The 15,016-nt window shown below is 66.3% G+C and carries 18 protein-coding genes and 1 pseudogene; 16 read left to right on the forward strand and 3 right to left on the reverse strand.

Annotation, left to right across the window (positions count from 1 at the left end; all coding sequences use genetic code 11):
• Positions 1-44 precede the first annotated feature (44 nt).
• The 10 genes from hisH to tatC all read left to right on the forward strand — a co-directional run bounded on the left by hisH (position 45) and on the right by tatC (position 5,598).
• On the forward strand, positions 45-716 hold the full coding sequence (gene hisH / locus H0W40_RS04460) for an imidazole glycerol phosphate synthase subunit HisH (protein ID WP_292443666.1): 672 nt from the start codon (positions 45-47) through the stop codon (positions 714-716).
• Between the two features lie 37 nt (positions 717-753).
• Entirely contained in the window at positions 754-1,497 is a 744-nt protein-coding gene (gene hisA / locus H0W40_RS04465; RefSeq protein WP_292443668.1) for a 1-(5-phosphoribosyl)-5-[(5-phosphoribosylamino)methylideneamino]imidazole-4-carboxamide isomerase, read from the forward strand.
• Positions 1,498-1,575: 78 nt separating this feature from the next.
• Positions 1,576-2,355, forward strand: a complete 780-nt coding sequence (hisF, locus tag H0W40_RS04470; protein ID WP_292443669.1) for an imidazole glycerol phosphate synthase subunit HisF — start codon at positions 1,576-1,578, stop codon at positions 2,353-2,355.
• Between the two features lie 68 nt (positions 2,356-2,423).
• Complete coding sequence (hisI, locus tag H0W40_RS04475; protein WP_292443671.1) at positions 2,424-2,822, forward strand: phosphoribosyl-AMP cyclohydrolase; 399 nt, start codon at positions 2,424-2,426, stop codon at positions 2,820-2,822.
• Positions 2,819-3,202 (forward strand): phosphoribosyl-ATP diphosphatase, encoded by a 384-nt coding sequence (locus H0W40_RS04480; protein WP_292443673.1) that lies wholly within the window; start codon positions 2,819-2,821, stop codon positions 3,200-3,202. Before hisI ends, H0W40_RS04480 begins: the two co-directional genes overlap by 4 nt.
• On the forward strand, positions 3,199-3,573 hold the full coding sequence (locus H0W40_RS04485; RefSeq protein WP_292443675.1) for a hypothetical protein: 375 nt from the start codon (positions 3,199-3,201) through the stop codon (positions 3,571-3,573). Before H0W40_RS04480 ends, H0W40_RS04485 begins: the two co-directional genes overlap by 4 nt.
• Positions 3,574-3,575: 2 nt before the next feature.
• Positions 3,576-3,926, forward strand: coding sequence for a histidine triad nucleotide-binding protein (locus H0W40_RS04490; protein WP_292443677.1), 351 nt, complete (start codon positions 3,576-3,578; stop codon positions 3,924-3,926).
• Between the two features lie 115 nt (positions 3,927-4,041).
• Positions 4,042-4,281 carry a Sec-independent protein translocase subunit TatA gene (tatA, locus tag H0W40_RS04495; RefSeq protein ID WP_292443678.1) on the forward strand — a complete coding sequence of 80 codons (240 nt, stop codon included), beginning with the start codon at positions 4,042-4,044 and terminating at the stop codon, positions 4,279-4,281.
• A 20-nt stretch (positions 4,282-4,301) separates the two neighbouring features.
• A complete protein-coding gene (gene tatB / locus H0W40_RS04500) occupies positions 4,302-4,802 on the forward strand; it encodes a Sec-independent protein translocase protein TatB (protein WP_292443680.1) in 501 nt (166 codons plus the stop codon).
• Positions 4,803-4,806: 4 nt separating this feature from the next.
• Positions 4,807-5,598: a twin-arginine translocase subunit TatC gene (tatC, locus tag H0W40_RS04505; RefSeq protein ID WP_292443682.1), complete on the forward strand. Its 792-nt coding sequence runs from the start codon at positions 4,807-4,809 to the stop codon at positions 5,596-5,598.
• 23 nt (positions 5,599-5,621) lie between these two features.
• Here tatC and H0W40_RS04510 read toward each other — a convergent pair whose 3' ends face one another.
• Complete coding sequence (locus H0W40_RS04510) at positions 5,622-6,776, reverse strand: trypsin-like peptidase domain-containing protein (RefSeq protein WP_292443684.1); 1,155 nt, start codon at positions 6,774-6,776, stop codon at positions 5,622-5,624.
• Positions 6,777-6,786: 10 nt separating this feature from the next.
• Between H0W40_RS04510 and H0W40_RS04515 the strand changes: the two genes are divergently transcribed.
• Entirely contained in the window at positions 6,787-7,536 is a 750-nt protein-coding gene (locus H0W40_RS04515) for a Nif3-like dinuclear metal center hexameric protein (RefSeq protein WP_292443686.1), read from the forward strand.
• Between the two features lie 73 nt (positions 7,537-7,609).
• Positions 7,610-8,635, forward strand: a complete 1,026-nt coding sequence (gene pdxA / locus H0W40_RS04520; protein ID WP_292443688.1) for a 4-hydroxythreonine-4-phosphate dehydrogenase PdxA — start codon at positions 7,610-7,612, stop codon at positions 8,633-8,635.
• A gap of 118 nt (positions 8,636-8,753) precedes the next feature.
• Here the strand turns inward: pdxA and H0W40_RS04525 are convergent, their stop codons facing one another.
• A complete protein-coding gene (locus tag H0W40_RS04525) occupies positions 8,754-11,282 on the reverse strand; it encodes a DUF1631 family protein (protein ID WP_292443689.1) in 2,529 nt (842 codons plus the stop codon).
• A 55-nt stretch (positions 11,283-11,337) separates the two neighbouring features.
• A complete protein-coding gene (gene mscL / locus H0W40_RS04530; protein ID WP_292443699.1) occupies positions 11,338-11,757 on the reverse strand; it encodes a large conductance mechanosensitive channel protein MscL in 420 nt (139 codons plus the stop codon).
• A 196-nt stretch (positions 11,758-11,953) separates the two neighbouring features.
• Between mscL and petA the strand changes: the two genes are divergently transcribed.
• From petA to H0W40_RS04550, 4 genes and pseudogenes are all read left to right on the forward strand, one after another.
• Complete coding sequence (petA, locus tag H0W40_RS04535) at positions 11,954-12,556, forward strand: ubiquinol-cytochrome c reductase iron-sulfur subunit (RefSeq protein ID WP_292443690.1); 603 nt, start codon at positions 11,954-11,956, stop codon at positions 12,554-12,556.
• A gap of 18 nt (positions 12,557-12,574) precedes the next feature.
• Positions 12,575-13,978 carry a cytochrome bc complex cytochrome b subunit gene (locus tag H0W40_RS04540; RefSeq protein ID WP_292443692.1) on the forward strand — a complete coding sequence of 468 codons (1,404 nt, stop codon included), beginning with the start codon at positions 12,575-12,577 and terminating at the stop codon, positions 13,976-13,978.
• A 19-nt stretch (positions 13,979-13,997) separates the two neighbouring features.
• On the forward strand, positions 13,998-14,765 hold the full coding sequence (locus H0W40_RS04545) for a cytochrome c1 (RefSeq protein ID WP_292443693.1): 768 nt from the start codon (positions 13,998-14,000) through the stop codon (positions 14,763-14,765).
• A gap of 125 nt (positions 14,766-14,890) precedes the next feature.
• A pseudogene (locus H0W40_RS04550) lies at positions 14,891-15,016 on the forward strand (glutathione S-transferase); the annotation flags it as partial.

Here is a 15,016-nt window from a genome sequence, read left to right on the forward strand (position 1 = left end):
GTTCCCGAGGCGAATGGCGCAGCACACGGACGGGAGCTCCCCCGATGAGCCGCAGCGTCGCCGTCGTCGACTACGGCATGGGCAACCTGCGCTCCGTTTCGCAGGCCGTGCTGCATGCGGCGCGGGAAGTGTCGAAGTCCGGCCCCGAGGTCGAAGTCATCGTCACCGCCGAGCCGCACGAAGTGCGCCGCGCCGAGCGGGTGGTGCTGCCCGGCCAGGGCGCCATGCGCGACTGCATGCGCGAATTGCGCGAAGCGCATGGCGGCGAATTGCTGAGTGCCGTGCTCGAGGCCGCGGCGAGCAAGCCGCTGATGGGCGTGTGCGTGGGCATGCAGATGCTGCTCGAGCACAGCGAAGAGCAGGACACACCGGGCCTGGGGTTGATCCCCGGCCGCGTCAGGCGCTTCAAGCTCGAAGGCCGTCTGCAGCCCGACGGCAGCCGCTACAAGGTCCCACAGATGGGCTGGAACCGCGTGCTGCAAAGCGGCAGGCACCCGATGTGGGTCGGCGTGCCAGACGCTAGCTGGTTCTATTTCGTTCACAGTTTTTACGCCGCACCGGCGCACGCCGGGCACAGCGTGGGTGAAACCGAGTACGGCGAGCGCTTTACCAGCGCGGTGGCGCGCGATAACATTTTTGCGACCCAGTTCCACCCCGAGAAGAGCGCGGCGCACGGCCTGGCCCTGTACCGCAACTTCCTCGGCTGGCGTCCCTGACCTCCCCCACCCCCGTTTCATCTCACCGCCGACGGCCATGCTGCTGATCCCTGCGATCGACCTGAAAGACGGTCGCTGTGTGCGCCTCAAGCAAGGCGACATGAACGACTCCACCATCTTCAGCGAGGATCCGGCGGCCATGGCCCGCCGCTGGCTCGATGCCGGCGCCCGGCGGCTGCACCTGGTGGATCTGAACGGCGCCTTCGCCGGCAAGCCGGTCAACGAGGCGGCCATCAAGGCGATCCTGGCCGAGGTGGACGACGAGATTCCGGTGCAGCTCGGCGGCGGCATCCGCGATCTCGACACCATCGAGCGCTACCTTGACGACGGCCTGTCCTTCGTGATCATCGGCACGGCCGCCGTCAAGAGCCCCGGCTTCCTGCGCGACGCCTGCACGGCCTTCGGCGGCCACATCATCGTCGGGCTCGACGCCCGCAACGGCAAGGTGGCGACCGACGGCTGGAGCAAGCTCACCGGCCACGAGGTGATCGATCTGGCGCAGAAGTTCGAGGGCTATGGCGTCGAGGGCGTGATCTACACCGACATCGGCCGCGACGGCATGCTCAGCGGCATCAACATCGACGCCACCGTCAAGCTGGCGCAGGCGCTGAGCATTCCGGTGATCGCTTCAGGCGGCCTGTCGCGGCTGAGCGACATCGAGGCGCTGTGCGCGGTGGAAGGCGAGGGCGTCGAAGGCGTGATCTGCGGGCGGGCCATCTATACCGGCGACCTCGATTTCGCTGCGGCTCAGGCGCGCGCCGATGCACTGAACGGCGGCTGATGTCGGCCCCCACGCACCGTCGGTGCTCCTCCCCCCGGGGCCAGTCGGTTTTCTCGGGTCGGCCCATCGAAAGCTGAAATGCTGGCCAAGAGAATCATTCCCTGCCTGGACGTGACCGGCGGCAGGGTCGTCAAGGGCGTCAACTTCGTCGAACTGCGCGACGCCGGCGATCCGGTGGAGATTGCCGCTCGTTACAACGAGCAGGGCGCCGATGAGCTGACCTTTCTCGACATCACCGCCACCTCGGAAGGCCGTGACCTGATCCTGCCCATCATCGAGGCGGTGGCTTCGCAGGTTTTCATCCCGCTCACCGTGGGCGGAGGCGTGCGCACCGTCGAGGACGTTCGCCGGCTGCTCAACGCCGGCGCCGACAAGGTCAGCTTCAATTCGGCGGCAGTCGCCAATCCGCAGGTGATCCGCGACGCTTCGGACAAGTACGGTGCGCAGTGCATCGTGGTCGCCATCGATGCCAGGCAGCGCTCGGCCGCGGACGCCGCCGAGCGGGGCGAAGGCTGGGACGTGTACACGCATGGCGGGCGCAGGAACACCGGCTTGGATGCGGTTGCCTGGGCGCGGCAGATGGCCGACTACGGCTGTGGCGAGATCCTGCTCACCAGCATGGACCGCGACGGCACGCAGATCGGCTTCAACCTGGCCCTCACCCGCGCGGTCAGCGATGCCGTGCCGGTGCCGGTGATCGCCTCGGGCGGCGTGGGCGCGCTCGAGCACCTGGCCGAGGGCATCACGATCGGCGGCGCCGACGCGGTGCTGGCCGCGAGCATCTTCCACTACGGTACGTTCACCGTCGGCCAAGCCAAGGCGTTGCTCGCCTCGCGCGGCATTCCGGTGCGCCAGTAGCCGCACGCGGCACGGTGCCGCTGCGGCCACCTGCCGCCGTCCTCGCCCCCGTTGCTACACTGGTTTGCATGAGCTGGCTCGACGAAATCAGGTGGGACAAGGACGGCCTTTTGCCGGTCATCGCGCAGGAGAGACGGACCGGCGACGTGCTCATGTTCGCCTGGATGAACCGCGAGGCGCTGCAGCGCACTGCCGAGCTCGGCCAGGCGGTCTACTGGAGCCGCTCGCGCGGGCGCCTGTGGCACAAGGGCGAGGAATCCGGCCATCGGCAGAAAGTGATCGACATACGCCTGGACTGCGACAACGACGTGCTGCTGCTCGAGGTCGAACAGCTCGGCCGGCCGGCGGGCGCTCCGTCCATTGCCTGCCATACGGGCCGCCACAGTTGTTTCTTCCAGCGCTACGAAGCGGGAGCCTGGCATGCCGTGCTGCCGGTGCTCGAGGACCCGGAGCGCATCTACAAATGAAGGCCCCTTCCGATGCCGCCAGGCCGGCGACTGCCCCTTCACAGGACGTGCTCGCCCGCCTCGCCGCGGTGATCGAGTCGCGCCGTACCGGCGACCCCGAGGCGAGCTACGTGGCGCGCCTCTTTCACAAAGGTACCGACGCGATCCTGAAGAAGGTGGGCGAAGAGGCCACCGAGCTGGTGATGGCCGGCAAGGACGGCGACCCGAAGAAGATCGTGGCCGAAGCTGCCGACCTGTGGTTCCACTCCATGGTGGCGCTCGCCCATTTCGGCCTGACGCCCGCGCAGGTGCTGGCGGAACTGGAACGACGCGAAGGCCTTTCGGGGCTGGAAGAGTTTGCACTGCGCAAGGCGCAACACCGCGAGGCCAAGGAAGCATGAACACCGTGATCGACCCCGAGCGCGAACGCTCGCTCAAGAACATCGGCATCATCAGCTATCTGCTGCACCTGGTGGTAGCCGTTGGGGCGGTCATTCCGAGCTTCCAACCTGGCATCGCCCTGCTCGTCATCGCCTTCATCCTCGATGTGGTGAAAAGAGACGACGCTGCCGGCACCTGGCAGGCCTCGCACTTCAAGTGGCGTATCCGCTCAGTGCTGTGGGCCGGCGCGCTGTACGTGATCACCATTCCGCTGTGGCTCCTGTTTGTGCTGCCGGGCTGGATCGCCTGGTGTGTGATCTCGATATGGTTCCTCTACCGCATCGTGCGCGGCGGCATGAACCTCAATGCCAACCGGCCGATGCCTGACTGACCATGAATCAGCAAGATCCGAACTGCATCTTCTGCAAGATCATCGAAGGGCAGATTCCGTCCAGGAAGGCCTATGAAGACGAGCACCTGCTCGCCTTCCACGACATCAACCCCTGGGCCCCGGTGCATGTGCTGATCATCCCCAAGCGGCACATCGCAATGCTTTCCGACGTGGGCCCCGAGCATCAGGAGCTGATGGGCCGCATGCTGGTGCTCGCACCGAAATTAATGCGTGAACTGGGCGTGAGCAACGGCTTTCGCACGCTGATCAACACCGGCGAGGACGGCTTGCAGGAGGTCTATCACCTGCACATGCACGTCATCGGGGGGCCGCGGCCCTGGCTGAAGGGGTGAGCCCGTGATTCCTGCCGCTTTCGGCGCAGTGAACCGCAAGCCCCGGACACGGGTCTGACACCCTCACTGGCCTAGAATCTCTGGCTGCATCCACCGCGTCATCAGGAGAAACATCATGGGAGCATTCAGCATCTGGCATTGGCTGATCGTCCTCGTCATCGTCGTGCTGATCTTCGGCACCAAGAAGCTCAAGAACATGGGCAGCGATCTCGGTGGGGCGGTCAAGGGTTTCAAGGACGGCGTGCGTGACGGGTCGACCACGAACGACGATGGATCGGCGCCGACCCAGCAGGTCACAGCCAACAAGAACGCGGACGCCAACACGGTGGACGTCGAGGCCAAGCACAAGCGCTGAGCGATCCTGGCACCCTTCGCATGATCGACTTCGGCTTCGACAAGATCGCGCTCATCGGCGCGGTGGCGCTTATCGTGATCGGTCCGGAGAAGCTGCCGCGCGTGGCACGCACGGTCGGCCACCTGATGGGCAAGGCGCAGCGTTACGTTTCCGACGTGAAGGCCGAGGTCAATCGCTCGATCGAGCTCGAAGAACTGAAGAAGATGAAGACGCAGTTCGAGGATGCCGCTCGCGATGTCGAGCAGGGTGTCTCGAGCGAGGTCAAGCAGGCCAGCAGCGAGATGAACGAGGCGTGGGGAGAGTTGCAATCGTCCTCCGGCAGCGGCGGGACCGATTCGTCCACGTACACCGGCGGCGACGCTCTGAGCGAGCCGCCCCTCGCCTACCGCCCCAACAAGAAAAACTGGCGCGTCAAGCGCGCCGCGGTGCCGCAGTGGTACCGCCAGCGCCACGGTGTGCGCGCCAAGGCGCAATCCGGTGCGGCGCGAGTGGCGCGCTTCCGGCCGCCGCGCGTGCTGTAGTCCCGTGAGCGACCCCGAGAATCGCGACGAGCTCGAAGGCAGCGAGCAGCCTTTCGTCGCCCACCTCATCGAGCTGCGCGACCGGCTGATTCGCGCGACGATCGCCATTGCCGTGGGCTTCGGCATCTTCGCCTTGTGGCCCGGCCCGTCGGCGCTCTACGATCTGCTCGCCGCCCCGCTGGTGGCGCAGTTGCCGGCCGGCGCCACGCTGATCGCCACCAACGTGATCTCGCCTTTCATGGTGCCGCTGAAGATCACGCTCATGGCCGGCTTCATGCTCGCGCTGCCGGTCGTGCTCTACCAGGTGTGGGCCTTTGTCGCGCCGGGCCTGTACACCCACGAGAAAAGGCTGGTGATGCCTTTGGTCGTCTCGAGCACCTTGCTGTTCCTGATCGGCGTGGCCTTCTGTTATTTTTTCGTGTTTGGCCAGGTTTTCAAGTTCATTCAGAGCTTTGCGCCGAAAAGCATCACGGCGGCACCTGACATCGAGGCGTACTTGAGTTTCGTGCTGTCCATGTTCATCGCCTTCGGCGCGGCCTTCGAGGTGCCGGTCGTGGTGGTGCTGCTGGTGCGCATGGGCATGGTTTCGATCGACAAGCTCAAGGCGTTTCGCGGTTACTTCATCGTGATCGCCTTCATCATCGCGGCGATCGTCACGCCGCCCGATGTGATTTCGCAGCTCGCGCTGGCCATCCCGATGATCATCCTCTACGAGATCGGCATTCACACGGCGGGCTTGTTCGTCAAACACACGCAACCGCCGCCCGAGGCGGCAGCCGAAGACCGCACAGCCTGATCGGCCGCGGTTTTACCCTCGCATCATTGGCGGGGTAGTCCTACGCGGGGCCGTTGCGCGACGGTCACCGTCACTTCGATCGCCCTGTTGCCGCGCTGCACGCCGAGCAGCGCCCGGGACCGCGGCTCGAGCGAAGCGACGGCATTGAGTAGTTGCGCCGTGTTCGCGACCGGCTTGCGGGCGACCTGCGTGACCACGTCGCCGGGGCGCAGGCCGCCCTCGCTCGCCGGTCCGCCCTGCAGCACGCCGGTGATCAGCACGCCCTGCGACACCGCGAGGTTGAAGGTTTCGGCCATCTCGGGCGTCAGGTCCCGCGGCTCCACGCCGATCCAGCCCCGCGTGACTTGACCGTCGCGGACCAAGCTGTCGAGCACCTGCCTGGCCGTCGACACCGGAATGGCGAAACCGATGCCCAGATTGCCGCCGCTCCTCGAATAGATGGCGGTGTTGATGCCCATGAGATTGCCGGTGGCGTCGACCAGCGCACCTCCCGAATTGCCCGGGTTGATGGCGGCGTCGGTCTGGATGAAGTTCTCGAAGGTGTTGATGCCGAGCTGGTTGCGGCCCAAGGCACTGACGATGCCCGACGTGACCGTCTGGCCCACGCCGAACGGGTTGCCAATGGCCAGCACCACGTCGCCGACCTGCAGCGCGTCGGAGTCGCCGAATGCGACCGCCGGCAGCTTGTCGAGCTCGATGCGAAGCACGGCGATATCGCTTTCGGGATCGGTGCCGATCACTTCAGCGCGGCTTCGCCGGCCGTCTGAGAGCACGACCTCGATGTCGTCCATGCTCTCGACTACATGGTTGTTGGTCAGCACGTAGCCGTCGGCCGAGACGATCACGCCCGAGCCGACGCCGCTTTGCGCAGGCGACTGCGGATCGCCGAAGAAATAGCGAAACCAGGGATCGGCGGCCTGCGGCCCGCCGATCGCCGGCGCTTTGCTGGTGATCACGCTGACCACGGCCGGAGCGGCACGTCTAGCCGCCCCCGCATAGCTGCCGAAGGCGCCGCCCGGGCCCAGCGCCGTCGGCTCCAGAGCAGGCGCCATGTTCATCGTCAGAGAGGTCGGTGGCGCGGAGCTTTGCAGCCACTGCGGTTTGAGTGTCGTCACGACAAACAGCACCGCCAGCGCGACCGTGACCGCTTGAGAGAAAATCAGCCAGGATCTGTGCATAGGAGACGACGTGACAACCCGCGATGAGCTCGACAGCTACCTTGCCACGCTGCTCGAAGTGGATCGGTTCAAGGATTATGGGCCGAACGGTCTGCAGGTCGAGGGTAAACCGCAGGTCGAGAAACTGGTCAGCGGGGTGACAGCCAGCCTGGCCTTCATCGAGGCGGCGGCGGCCGCCGGGGCCGATGCCGTGCTGGTTCACCATGGCCTTTTCTGGCGCAATCAGGACGGGCGGGTGACCGGCTGGCTGAAGCGGCGCATTGCCACGCTGCTTCAGCACGACCTCAGTCTCTTTGCGTACCACCTGCCGCTCGACGCGCATCCTGAACACGGCAACAACGCCCAGCTCGGCGCCAAGCTCAAGTTTGCGACCGAAGGCCGCTTCGGCGAGCAGCAGCTCGGCTTCGTCGGCCGCCCGCCGCAGCCGCTCACCAGCGCGGCGCTCTCGGCATTGATCCAGTTCCGCCTCGGGCGCGCGCCCGTGGTCGTGGAGGGCGACGCGCGCCCGATCCGCCGCGTGGCCTGGTGCACCGGCGGAGCGCAAGGCTATTTCGAGGCGGCCATTGCGGCTGGGGCCGATGCCTTCCTGACCGGCGAGATCTCCGAGCCGCAGGCGCACATTGCGCGCGAGACGGGCGTGGCTTTCTACGCCTGCGGCCACCACGCGACCGAGCGCTACGGCGCCAAGGCGCTCGGCGCTCATCTGGCCCAGCTGTTCGATCTCGAGCACGAGTTCATCGACATCGACAACCCGGCATGAACGCACGCCCGAACCTTCGACGCGCTGGCCTTGTCCCCTGCAGCGACCGTCACGAAGCATGCGCGCGGGCGCCATGACAGCTACTCCGTTGGCGCTCACGATGGGCGATGCTTGCGGCATCGGGCCGGAGATCGCCGCGATGGCGCTGGCTCGCGGGGCGCTGCCCGGCGGCTTCGTCATCGGCGACATCGCGGTGCTGCGGCGGGCCGCCGCGGTGGTCGCCGTTGCGGACGGGGTGAGCCTTCCCGTCATCGAGATCGAGTGCCCCGCCGATGCGCTGCGCTTGCCGCCACGCTGCGTGCCGGTGTTACCGCTCGCAGGCCTGCCGCGAGGCCTGGCGCAACTGCCCTACGGCCGCGTCGACGCCCGCGCCGGTGCGGCCGCAGCCGCCTGCATCCGCGCCGCCGTTGCGCTCGCGCGCCGTGGCGAGGTCGCGGCGATCGTCACCGCGCCGATCCACAAGGAAGCGCTGGCTGCGGCGGGCGAGCCTTACCCAGGCCACACCGAACTTCTGCAGGCCGAAGCTGCGGAAGGCGGGCCGGCTTGCCCGGTGCGCATGATGCTGGCCAACGACGAGTTGAAAACGGTGCTGGTCAGCATCCACGTTTCGCTGCGCCGTGCGATCGAGGCAGTCACCGTCGAGGGGGTGCTCGAAACACTGCGCATTGCCCACGCGAGCGCGGCGCGCTGGGGCCAACCCCGGCCGCGCATCGCCGTGGCCGGGCTCAATCCGCATGCCGGCGAGGGCGGGTTGTTCGGCGACGAGGAACAGCGCTTCATCGCGCCGGCCATCGAGGCGGCGTGCCGGGAAGGCATCGACGCGCGCGGCCCGTTCGCGCCCGACACGGTCTTCATGCGGGCCCGCCACACGCCTGAGCATCCGGGCGAGTTCGACCTCGTCGTCGCGATGTACCACGATCAGGGCCTGATTCCCGTCAAGTACCTGGGTGTCGAGCGCGGCGTGAACCTGACCTTGGGACTGCCTTTCGTGCGCACCAGCCCGGACCATGGCACCGCTTTCGATCTGGCCGGTACCGGCCGCGCCGACCCGGCCAGCCTGATCGCCGCCGGGGAGATGGCGCGCCGTTTAAGTGGCTGAGGCCCGCCTTGCGGCGAGGGACGCGGCCGTCGTGGCGATAGCCAATGCATCTGCGAGCCGGAACGCGACCTCGCAGCCGCAGCCGTTGCCGTTGCCGTTGCCGTTGCCGTTGCAGCTCTTACTGGCGGCTGCCTAGCCCGCCGTGCCGACTGCCAAGCGAGCCGAGCCGGCTCGCGGCCGTGAGCTGGGCGAGCTGCTTGCGCGCACGGGCGGTGGCGCGCTCGATCAGCTCGGCCTGCTCGAAACTGCGGAAGCGCTCGGTGTCGCACATCCGCGTCAGCATGCGCGCGGTCATCGACAGCGTCTTCTCGTGCGCCTTGCCGTGGGTGAACACGAAGAACGCCCGCCCGGGGCTGACCCAGCTCAGCCGCACCCGCTGCCAGCGGCCTTCGAGCAGCATGCGGTAGGCGATCCCTGTCTGCACGTGATGAATGAGTTGCGGCCCGTGTGTCGGCGGAGCCCCTTCAGCGCGTTGCTCGGCCTCGGCCTGGGCCTCGAGATCGATGTCGACCGCGCTGCTGCCGGTGGTCGGGGGGGCATCGGTCTCGCCGAGGTCGATGTCGACTTCGCCGTTCCAATCGACGGCGCTTTCCTCGATCAGGCCGGTCTGCTCGACCTCCTCGGCGGAAAACTGCAGCGGTGCAGCGTGCTGCTCGGAGGCGTGCAGCGGCGTGAGCGCGCTCGGCCCCAGATCCTGCTCGGTCGGAATCACCACCTTGGCCATCTGCTCGAGCTTGAACTTGAGTTGGCGTTGCTCGAAGTCTGTCAGCGGCGGTGCCTTCAGCGAATTGGCGTGGGCCGGAAGCAGCCGGGCGAAGAACTCCTTGCGCGCCGGCTCGGGCCAGCGGATCAGCGTCAGGCCGTCGTTCAGATCCTTCATCAACTGCGGCAGCTTGAGCAGGAAGCCCTTGCGCAACTGCGGCTCGCCCTTGGGCTGAATGCTGAGCACCAGCTCCTGGGCGGCGCCGTTCATGCGCTGCACCAGCTCCTTCGTGCCGGTGGCGCCCGACACCTGAACCTGCACCTGACTCCAAACCTGCGACAGGAAATCGCGCAGGTAATCGGGCAGTTCCAGCGGCTCGAGATGGCTGCGCAGCGCAAGCATGTAGCGCTGCTGGATGCGCAGCTGAGTCTCGCGGCCGTCGAGCAGGGCAGCGGCCTGCGCATGCGAGCCGACGTCGCGGCGGCTTTGCTCCTGGATCAAGGACTCGAGGGCTTGCAGCTTGGATTCGTACAGGTCCATCTGGTCGAAGTCGCCTTCGACGATCTCCTGCACCAGCGAGCGCACCCGCTCGATGAAGTCGCGGCCCGGACCCTGGTCCAGATCTTCGTACGCAGCGGCCAGCGAAGCGATGCGATTGACGAAACGGCGCACCGGATGGCGGCGCGAGCTGAAGAATCCCATGTCCTTCAGTGCAGCGCGCAGCACTGGCATCTGCAGCCGTGCGATCTGGCGCGCCAGCTGCGGCGGCACCTTGCTGTCGGACAACAGGTGATCGAACATGGCGCTGACCACGTCGATCACCATGTGGTCGAGCGCCCCGCCCGAAGCACGCACCAGCTCTTCGCGGTGCTGGCGGATCAGGTTGACGTGCATCAACCCGCTGATCGCACCGGCGTGGCTTCCGGCGCCGCTGGCACCGCCGGACATGCTGTGCACGCCGGTCGCAGCTGGCATACCGGAAGCGCTGTGGTCGCTTGCATCCGTCGGGGCGTCGGACACGGGAAAGGCGTAGTCCGGGGCACCACCACTTGCAAAGGCGAGCCGGCGCAGCATCTCCAGCATCTGCGCGTCGCTGCCGTGCCGAGGCGCCAGGGCTCCGTTCACGGGCCCCTCTTCTTGACGCCCCCGATAAGAGCCCGGCGCGGCGCCCGAGCCGGATGGCTGCGAGCGCACCGACAGCCCGTCGCCTCGAAACTCGCGGTTGTCCGAACCCTGCACCGTGCCGGGCTCGGTGCCCCGGCTCGAGTGGCCGGCGCCATCGCGCGACGGCAGGTCATAGCCCGGGCCCTGCATGGCGCGCATCGCCAAGCCGGTGGTGCGCACGCCTTGCTCGCGCAGATCGGCCACGATGGCCGCATAACAGGCGCGCATGGCCGGCGCCAGCACCCGGCTGAACTCGCGCGTGAGTATCTTGCGCGATCCGGCTTCGGCGCTGACGGCCTGGATCGCCGTCAGCAGGGCGCGAGCGACCACTTCCGTGCGCAGCGGGTTGTGCTCGGGCGCCTGTCGGCCGCTCTGCAGCAAGGCGCCGACGTAACCGTCGAGCTCGCGCAACTCCCATTCGCATTCGTGGGCCAGCTCCATGCTGAGACGGTCGGTGTTGACTCGCGCATCGACCTCGGCGTCGCCCACGAGGCTCAGCGCCTCCCAGTTGGTGGTGGCCGGCATGGTGCGGCGCGCGTCGCTGTGCTGGGCGGCATCGTCCGACATGCGTTCGCGCAGGGCGGTGGCGAAATCGAGGTTGAAAAGCGGCAGTCGGCGCTGCAGGTCGCCTTGCAAGAGCGTGATGTCTTGCCGCGAACTGCCGAAAGGTGGGGCTGCAAGCGCCAATGTTTCCGCCAGCCGCTCGGCAGCCGAGCCCACCACCCCTTCGATGCGCAGGGCGGCGGCTTGCAGGGCGGACTGGGCGAACGTTTGCGTCACGGTGGGCACCGCATCGGGTCGGGTGCGAGCGAAAGCCCGCGCCCGGCTCGGCAGCTCATCTCCTCAAGGCGTCGCGGATCTCTCTCAGCAGCAAGATGTCCTCAGGCGCGGCGACGGGCGGCGGTGTGGGCGTCGGGGGTGTCGTGCGCTTGAGCCGGTTGATCTGCTTGACCATGGAAAAGATGATGAAGGCCAGGATCGCGAAATTCAGGGCGACCGTGATGAAACTCCCATAGGCGAACACGGCGCCCGCCTTTTTGGCTTCGGCCAGCGTTTCAGCCGTCTGACCGGCCAGCGGCACGAAATAGTTCGCGAAGTCGAGCCCGCCGAAGATGGTGCTGACCACCGGCATGATGAGATCTTCCACAACCGAATTGACGATCTTGCCGAAGGCCGCACCGATGATCACGCCCACGGCGAGATCGATGACGTTGCCCTTGACGGCAAACTCCTTGAACTCGGTCATGAAGCCCATGCATGTTTCCTCGGCTTTCGGTGGGGGATGGGTCGGTAATACGGGCCGCGCGCTACTCTGCGGCGAGTATTCCCGAGCTTTCGGGCAAGTCAAGCCGCGCACGCCACGCAATCCGCCGCCGCGTGCTTTGGTCGCGCTCGGGGCCTCGTCTAGAATCTGCGGTTGCTTACGAAACCAAGTTCTCCCGAGGATTTCCATGAGTGATCAGCAAGTCGACCGAAGCAAGCGCACATGGCTGATTGCTTCGACCTGCGCAGGCGTGGCGGGCGGTGCCGCCGTCGCCGTGCCGTTCGTCAGCAGCTTTCAGCCTTCGGAGCGCGCGCGCGCGGCGGGTGCGGCGGTCGAGGCCGACGTGAGCGGCCTCAAGCCCGGCGAGATGATGACCGTCGAATGGCGCGGCAAGCCGGTGTGGATCGTCCACCGCACGAAGGAGCAACTCGCCTCGCTCGAGCAACTGGATCCACTCCTCGCCGATCCGGACTCCCAGCGCAATCCGGCAGAGATCACGCCAATGGAATCCACGCGCAACGACTGGCGCTCGATCAAGCCCGAGTATCTGGTGGTGGTCGGCATCTGCTCGCACCTGGGCTGCTCGCCGACCGCGCGCCTCTCGGCCGGTCCTCAGCCCTCGCTGCCCGACAACTGGGCCGGCGGCTTCTTCTGCCCTTGCCACGGCTCGACCTTCGACATGGCCGGGCGCGTGTACAAGAACAAGCCTGCGCCGGACAACCTGGAAGTCCCGCCTTACACCTTCCTGTCCGACAGCACGCTGCTGATTGGCGAAGCCAACGCGGCCTGAGCAGCACCGAGAACACACATGGCTGAAATGAAGACCGCACCGGCCGGCGCGCCGATGGGCGAAAAGCTCCTGACCTGGGTCGATGCCCGTTTTCCGGCGAGCCGGCTCTACAAGGAGCACCTGTCGGAGTACTACGCGCCCAAGAATTTCAACTTCTGGTATTTCTTCGGCTCTCTGGCCATGCTGGTGCTGGTGATCCAGATAGTCACCGGCATCTTCCTGGTGATGCACTACAAGCCCGACGCGAATCTGGCGTTCGCCTCGGTCGAGTACATCATGCGCGACGTTCCGTGGGGCTGGCTGGTGCGCTACATGCACTCCACGGGGGCCTCGGCCTTCTTCGTCGTGGTCTACATGCACATGTTCCGCGGGCTGATCTACGGCAGCTACCGCAAGCCGCGCGAGCTGGTGTGGATCTTCGGCTGCGCGATCTTCCTGTGCCTGATGGCCGAGGCCTTCATGGGCTACCTGCTGCCCTGGGGCCAGATGAGTTATTGGGGCGCGCAGGTGATCGTCAACCTGTTCGCCGCGGTTCCCTTCGTGGGCCCCGACCTGGCACTGCTGATCCGCGGCGATTACGTGGTCAGCGACGCGACGCTCAACCGGTTCTTCAGCTTCCACGTCATTGCAGTGCCGCTGGTGTTGCTGGGCCTGGTGATGGCGCACATCATCGCGCTGCACGAGGTGGGCTCCAACAACCCCGATGGCGTCGAGATCAAGTCGACCAAGAACGACAAGACCGGCATGCCGCTCGACGGCATTCCCTTCCACCCGTACTACACGGTTCACGACATCCTCGGCGTGGCGGTGTTCCTGATGATCTTCAGCGCGATCATCTTCTTCGCGCCGGAGTTCGGCGGCTACTTCCTCGAATACAACAACTTCATTCCGGCCGACCCCCTGAAGACGCCGGCGCACATCGCCCCGGTCTGGTACTTCACGCCGTATTACTCGATGCTGCGGGCGACGACCGGCACGATGGTCAACGTGCTGGCCGTGCTGGCGGCGATCGGCGCGGTGCTGGTCATCGTCAAGGGCCGCTTCGGCATGGTCGCCAAGATTGCGGTGGCCGTCGGCACCGTGGTGGCGATCGCCTTGCTCATGGCCTTCGACGCCAAGTTCTGGGGCGTCGTCGTCATGGGAGGCGCGGTCGTGATCCTGTTCTTCCTGCCCTGGCTCGATCACAGCCCGGTTCGCTCGATCCGCTACCGGCCCGGCTGGCACAAGGCCTTGTACGGCGTCTTCGTGGTCAATTTCTTCGTGCTCGGCTATCTCGGCATACAGCCGCCGACGGACCTCGGCACATTGGTCTCGCAGATCGGCACCCTGTTTTACTTCGGCTTCTTCCTGCTGATGCCGTGGTGGAGCCAGCTCGGCACTTTCGAGCCGGTGCCCGACCGCGTCACGTTCGCCGCCCACTGAGCTGCAGGAGCCTCACGAGATGAAGAAACTGATCGCCCTGCTGCTCGCCGGCTTCGCGCTGCTCGGCCCGGCGCGCGCTGCCAGCGACGTCGCCTGGGACCGGTTCCCGGTCGAGAAGATGACCGACCTGGCGTCGCTGCAGAACGGTGCCCGCCTGTTCGTCAACTATTGCCTGAACTGCCACTCGGCCGCCTTCATGCGCTACAACCGGCTGCGCGACATCGGTCTGACCGAGGACCAGATTGCCGACAACCTGATGTTCGCGACCGACAGAGTCGGCGAAACCATGAAGGTGGCACTCGACCCGCGTCAGGCCAAGGAATGGTTCGGTGGCGTGCCGCCCGACCTGACCGTCATTGCGCGATCGCGCGCGGTGGCCGGCAAGGGCAGCGGCGCCGACTATCTCTATACCTACTTGCGCGGTTACTACCGCGACGACGCCACGCCGACCGGCTGGAACAACCTGGCCTATCCCAACGTCGGCATGCCGCACGTGATGTGGGAACTGCAGGGCCAACGCCGCGCGCGCTTCGTTGAAGAAAAGGACGCTCACGACCCGAGCAAGACCGTGTTGCGCCAAGCCGGATTCGAGCAGATCACCCCCGGCACGCTGAATTCGCTGGAGTTCGACGATGCCGTCGCCGACCTGGTGGCTTACTTGCAGTGGATGGGCGAGCCGGCGCAAAACGATCGTGCGCGCATCGGCGTGTGGGTGTTGCTGTTCCTGGCCGTTTTCACTTTCTTCGCCTGGCGCCTGAACGCCGCGTACTGGAAAGACGTGAAGTGAAGGCAGTCGACCGGCGCGCCTGAAGGCACGCTTCGAGGAGCCTTTTAGATCGACGCGCGGTGGCCTGACCGGCTCGCCGCGCCTTTTGTTTTTCAGATTGCCCCGAGAACGATAGGAGCCAGCCCATGATGGTGCTTTATTCCGGCACGACCGACCCTTACTCGCACCGCTGCCGCTTCGTGCTGTTCGAAAAAGGCATGGATTTCGAGATCCGCGACGTCGACCTGTTCGCCAAGCCCGAAGACATCGCG

The sequence above is a fragment of the Methylibium sp. genome (assembly GCF_013817345.1).
Classification (GTDB): Bacteria; Pseudomonadota; Gammaproteobacteria; order Burkholderiales; family Burkholderiaceae_C; genus Methylibium.

What these genes read in the sequence shown, in the direction of transcription:
- hisH (WP_292443666.1), top strand. Translation starts at nt 45, where the DNA reads ATGAGCCGCAGCGTCGCCGTCGTCGACTACGGCATGGGCAACCTGCGC.
- hisA (WP_292443668.1), top strand. Translation starts at nt 754, where the DNA reads ATGCTGCTGATCCCTGCGATCGACCTGAAAGACGGTCGCTGTGTGCGC.
- hisF (WP_292443669.1), top strand. Translation starts at nt 1,576, where the DNA reads ATGCTGGCCAAGAGAATCATTCCCTGCCTGGACGTGACCGGCGGCAGG.
- hisI (WP_292443671.1), top strand. Translation starts at nt 2,424, where the DNA reads ATGAGCTGGCTCGACGAAATCAGGTGGGACAAGGACGGCCTTTTGCCG.
- H0W40_RS04480 (WP_292443673.1), top strand. Translation starts at nt 2,819, where the DNA reads ATGAAGGCCCCTTCCGATGCCGCCAGGCCGGCGACTGCCCCTTCACAG.
- H0W40_RS04485 (WP_292443675.1), top strand. Translation starts at nt 3,199, where the DNA reads ATGAACACCGTGATCGACCCCGAGCGCGAACGCTCGCTCAAGAACATC.
- H0W40_RS04490 (WP_292443677.1), top strand. Translation starts at nt 3,576, where the DNA reads ATGAATCAGCAAGATCCGAACTGCATCTTCTGCAAGATCATCGAAGGG.
- tatA (WP_292443678.1), top strand. Translation starts at nt 4,042, where the DNA reads ATGGGAGCATTCAGCATCTGGCATTGGCTGATCGTCCTCGTCATCGTC.
- tatB (WP_292443680.1), top strand. Translation starts at nt 4,302, where the DNA reads ATGATCGACTTCGGCTTCGACAAGATCGCGCTCATCGGCGCGGTGGCG.
- H0W40_RS04510 (WP_292443684.1), bottom strand. Translation starts at nt 6,776, where the DNA reads ATGCACAGATCCTGGCTGATTTTCTCTCAAGCGGTCACGGTCGCGCTG.
- pdxA (WP_292443688.1), top strand. Translation starts at nt 7,610, where the DNA reads ATGACAGCTACTCCGTTGGCGCTCACGATGGGCGATGCTTGCGGCATC.
- mscL (WP_292443699.1), bottom strand. Translation starts at nt 11,757, where the DNA reads ATGGGCTTCATGACCGAGTTCAAGGAGTTTGCCGTCAAGGGCAACGTC.
- petA (WP_292443690.1), top strand. Translation starts at nt 11,954, where the DNA reads ATGAGTGATCAGCAAGTCGACCGAAGCAAGCGCACATGGCTGATTGCT.
- H0W40_RS04540 (WP_292443692.1), top strand. Translation starts at nt 12,575, where the DNA reads ATGGCTGAAATGAAGACCGCACCGGCCGGCGCGCCGATGGGCGAAAAG.
- H0W40_RS04545 (WP_292443693.1), top strand. Translation starts at nt 13,998, where the DNA reads ATGAAGAAACTGATCGCCCTGCTGCTCGCCGGCTTCGCGCTGCTCGGC.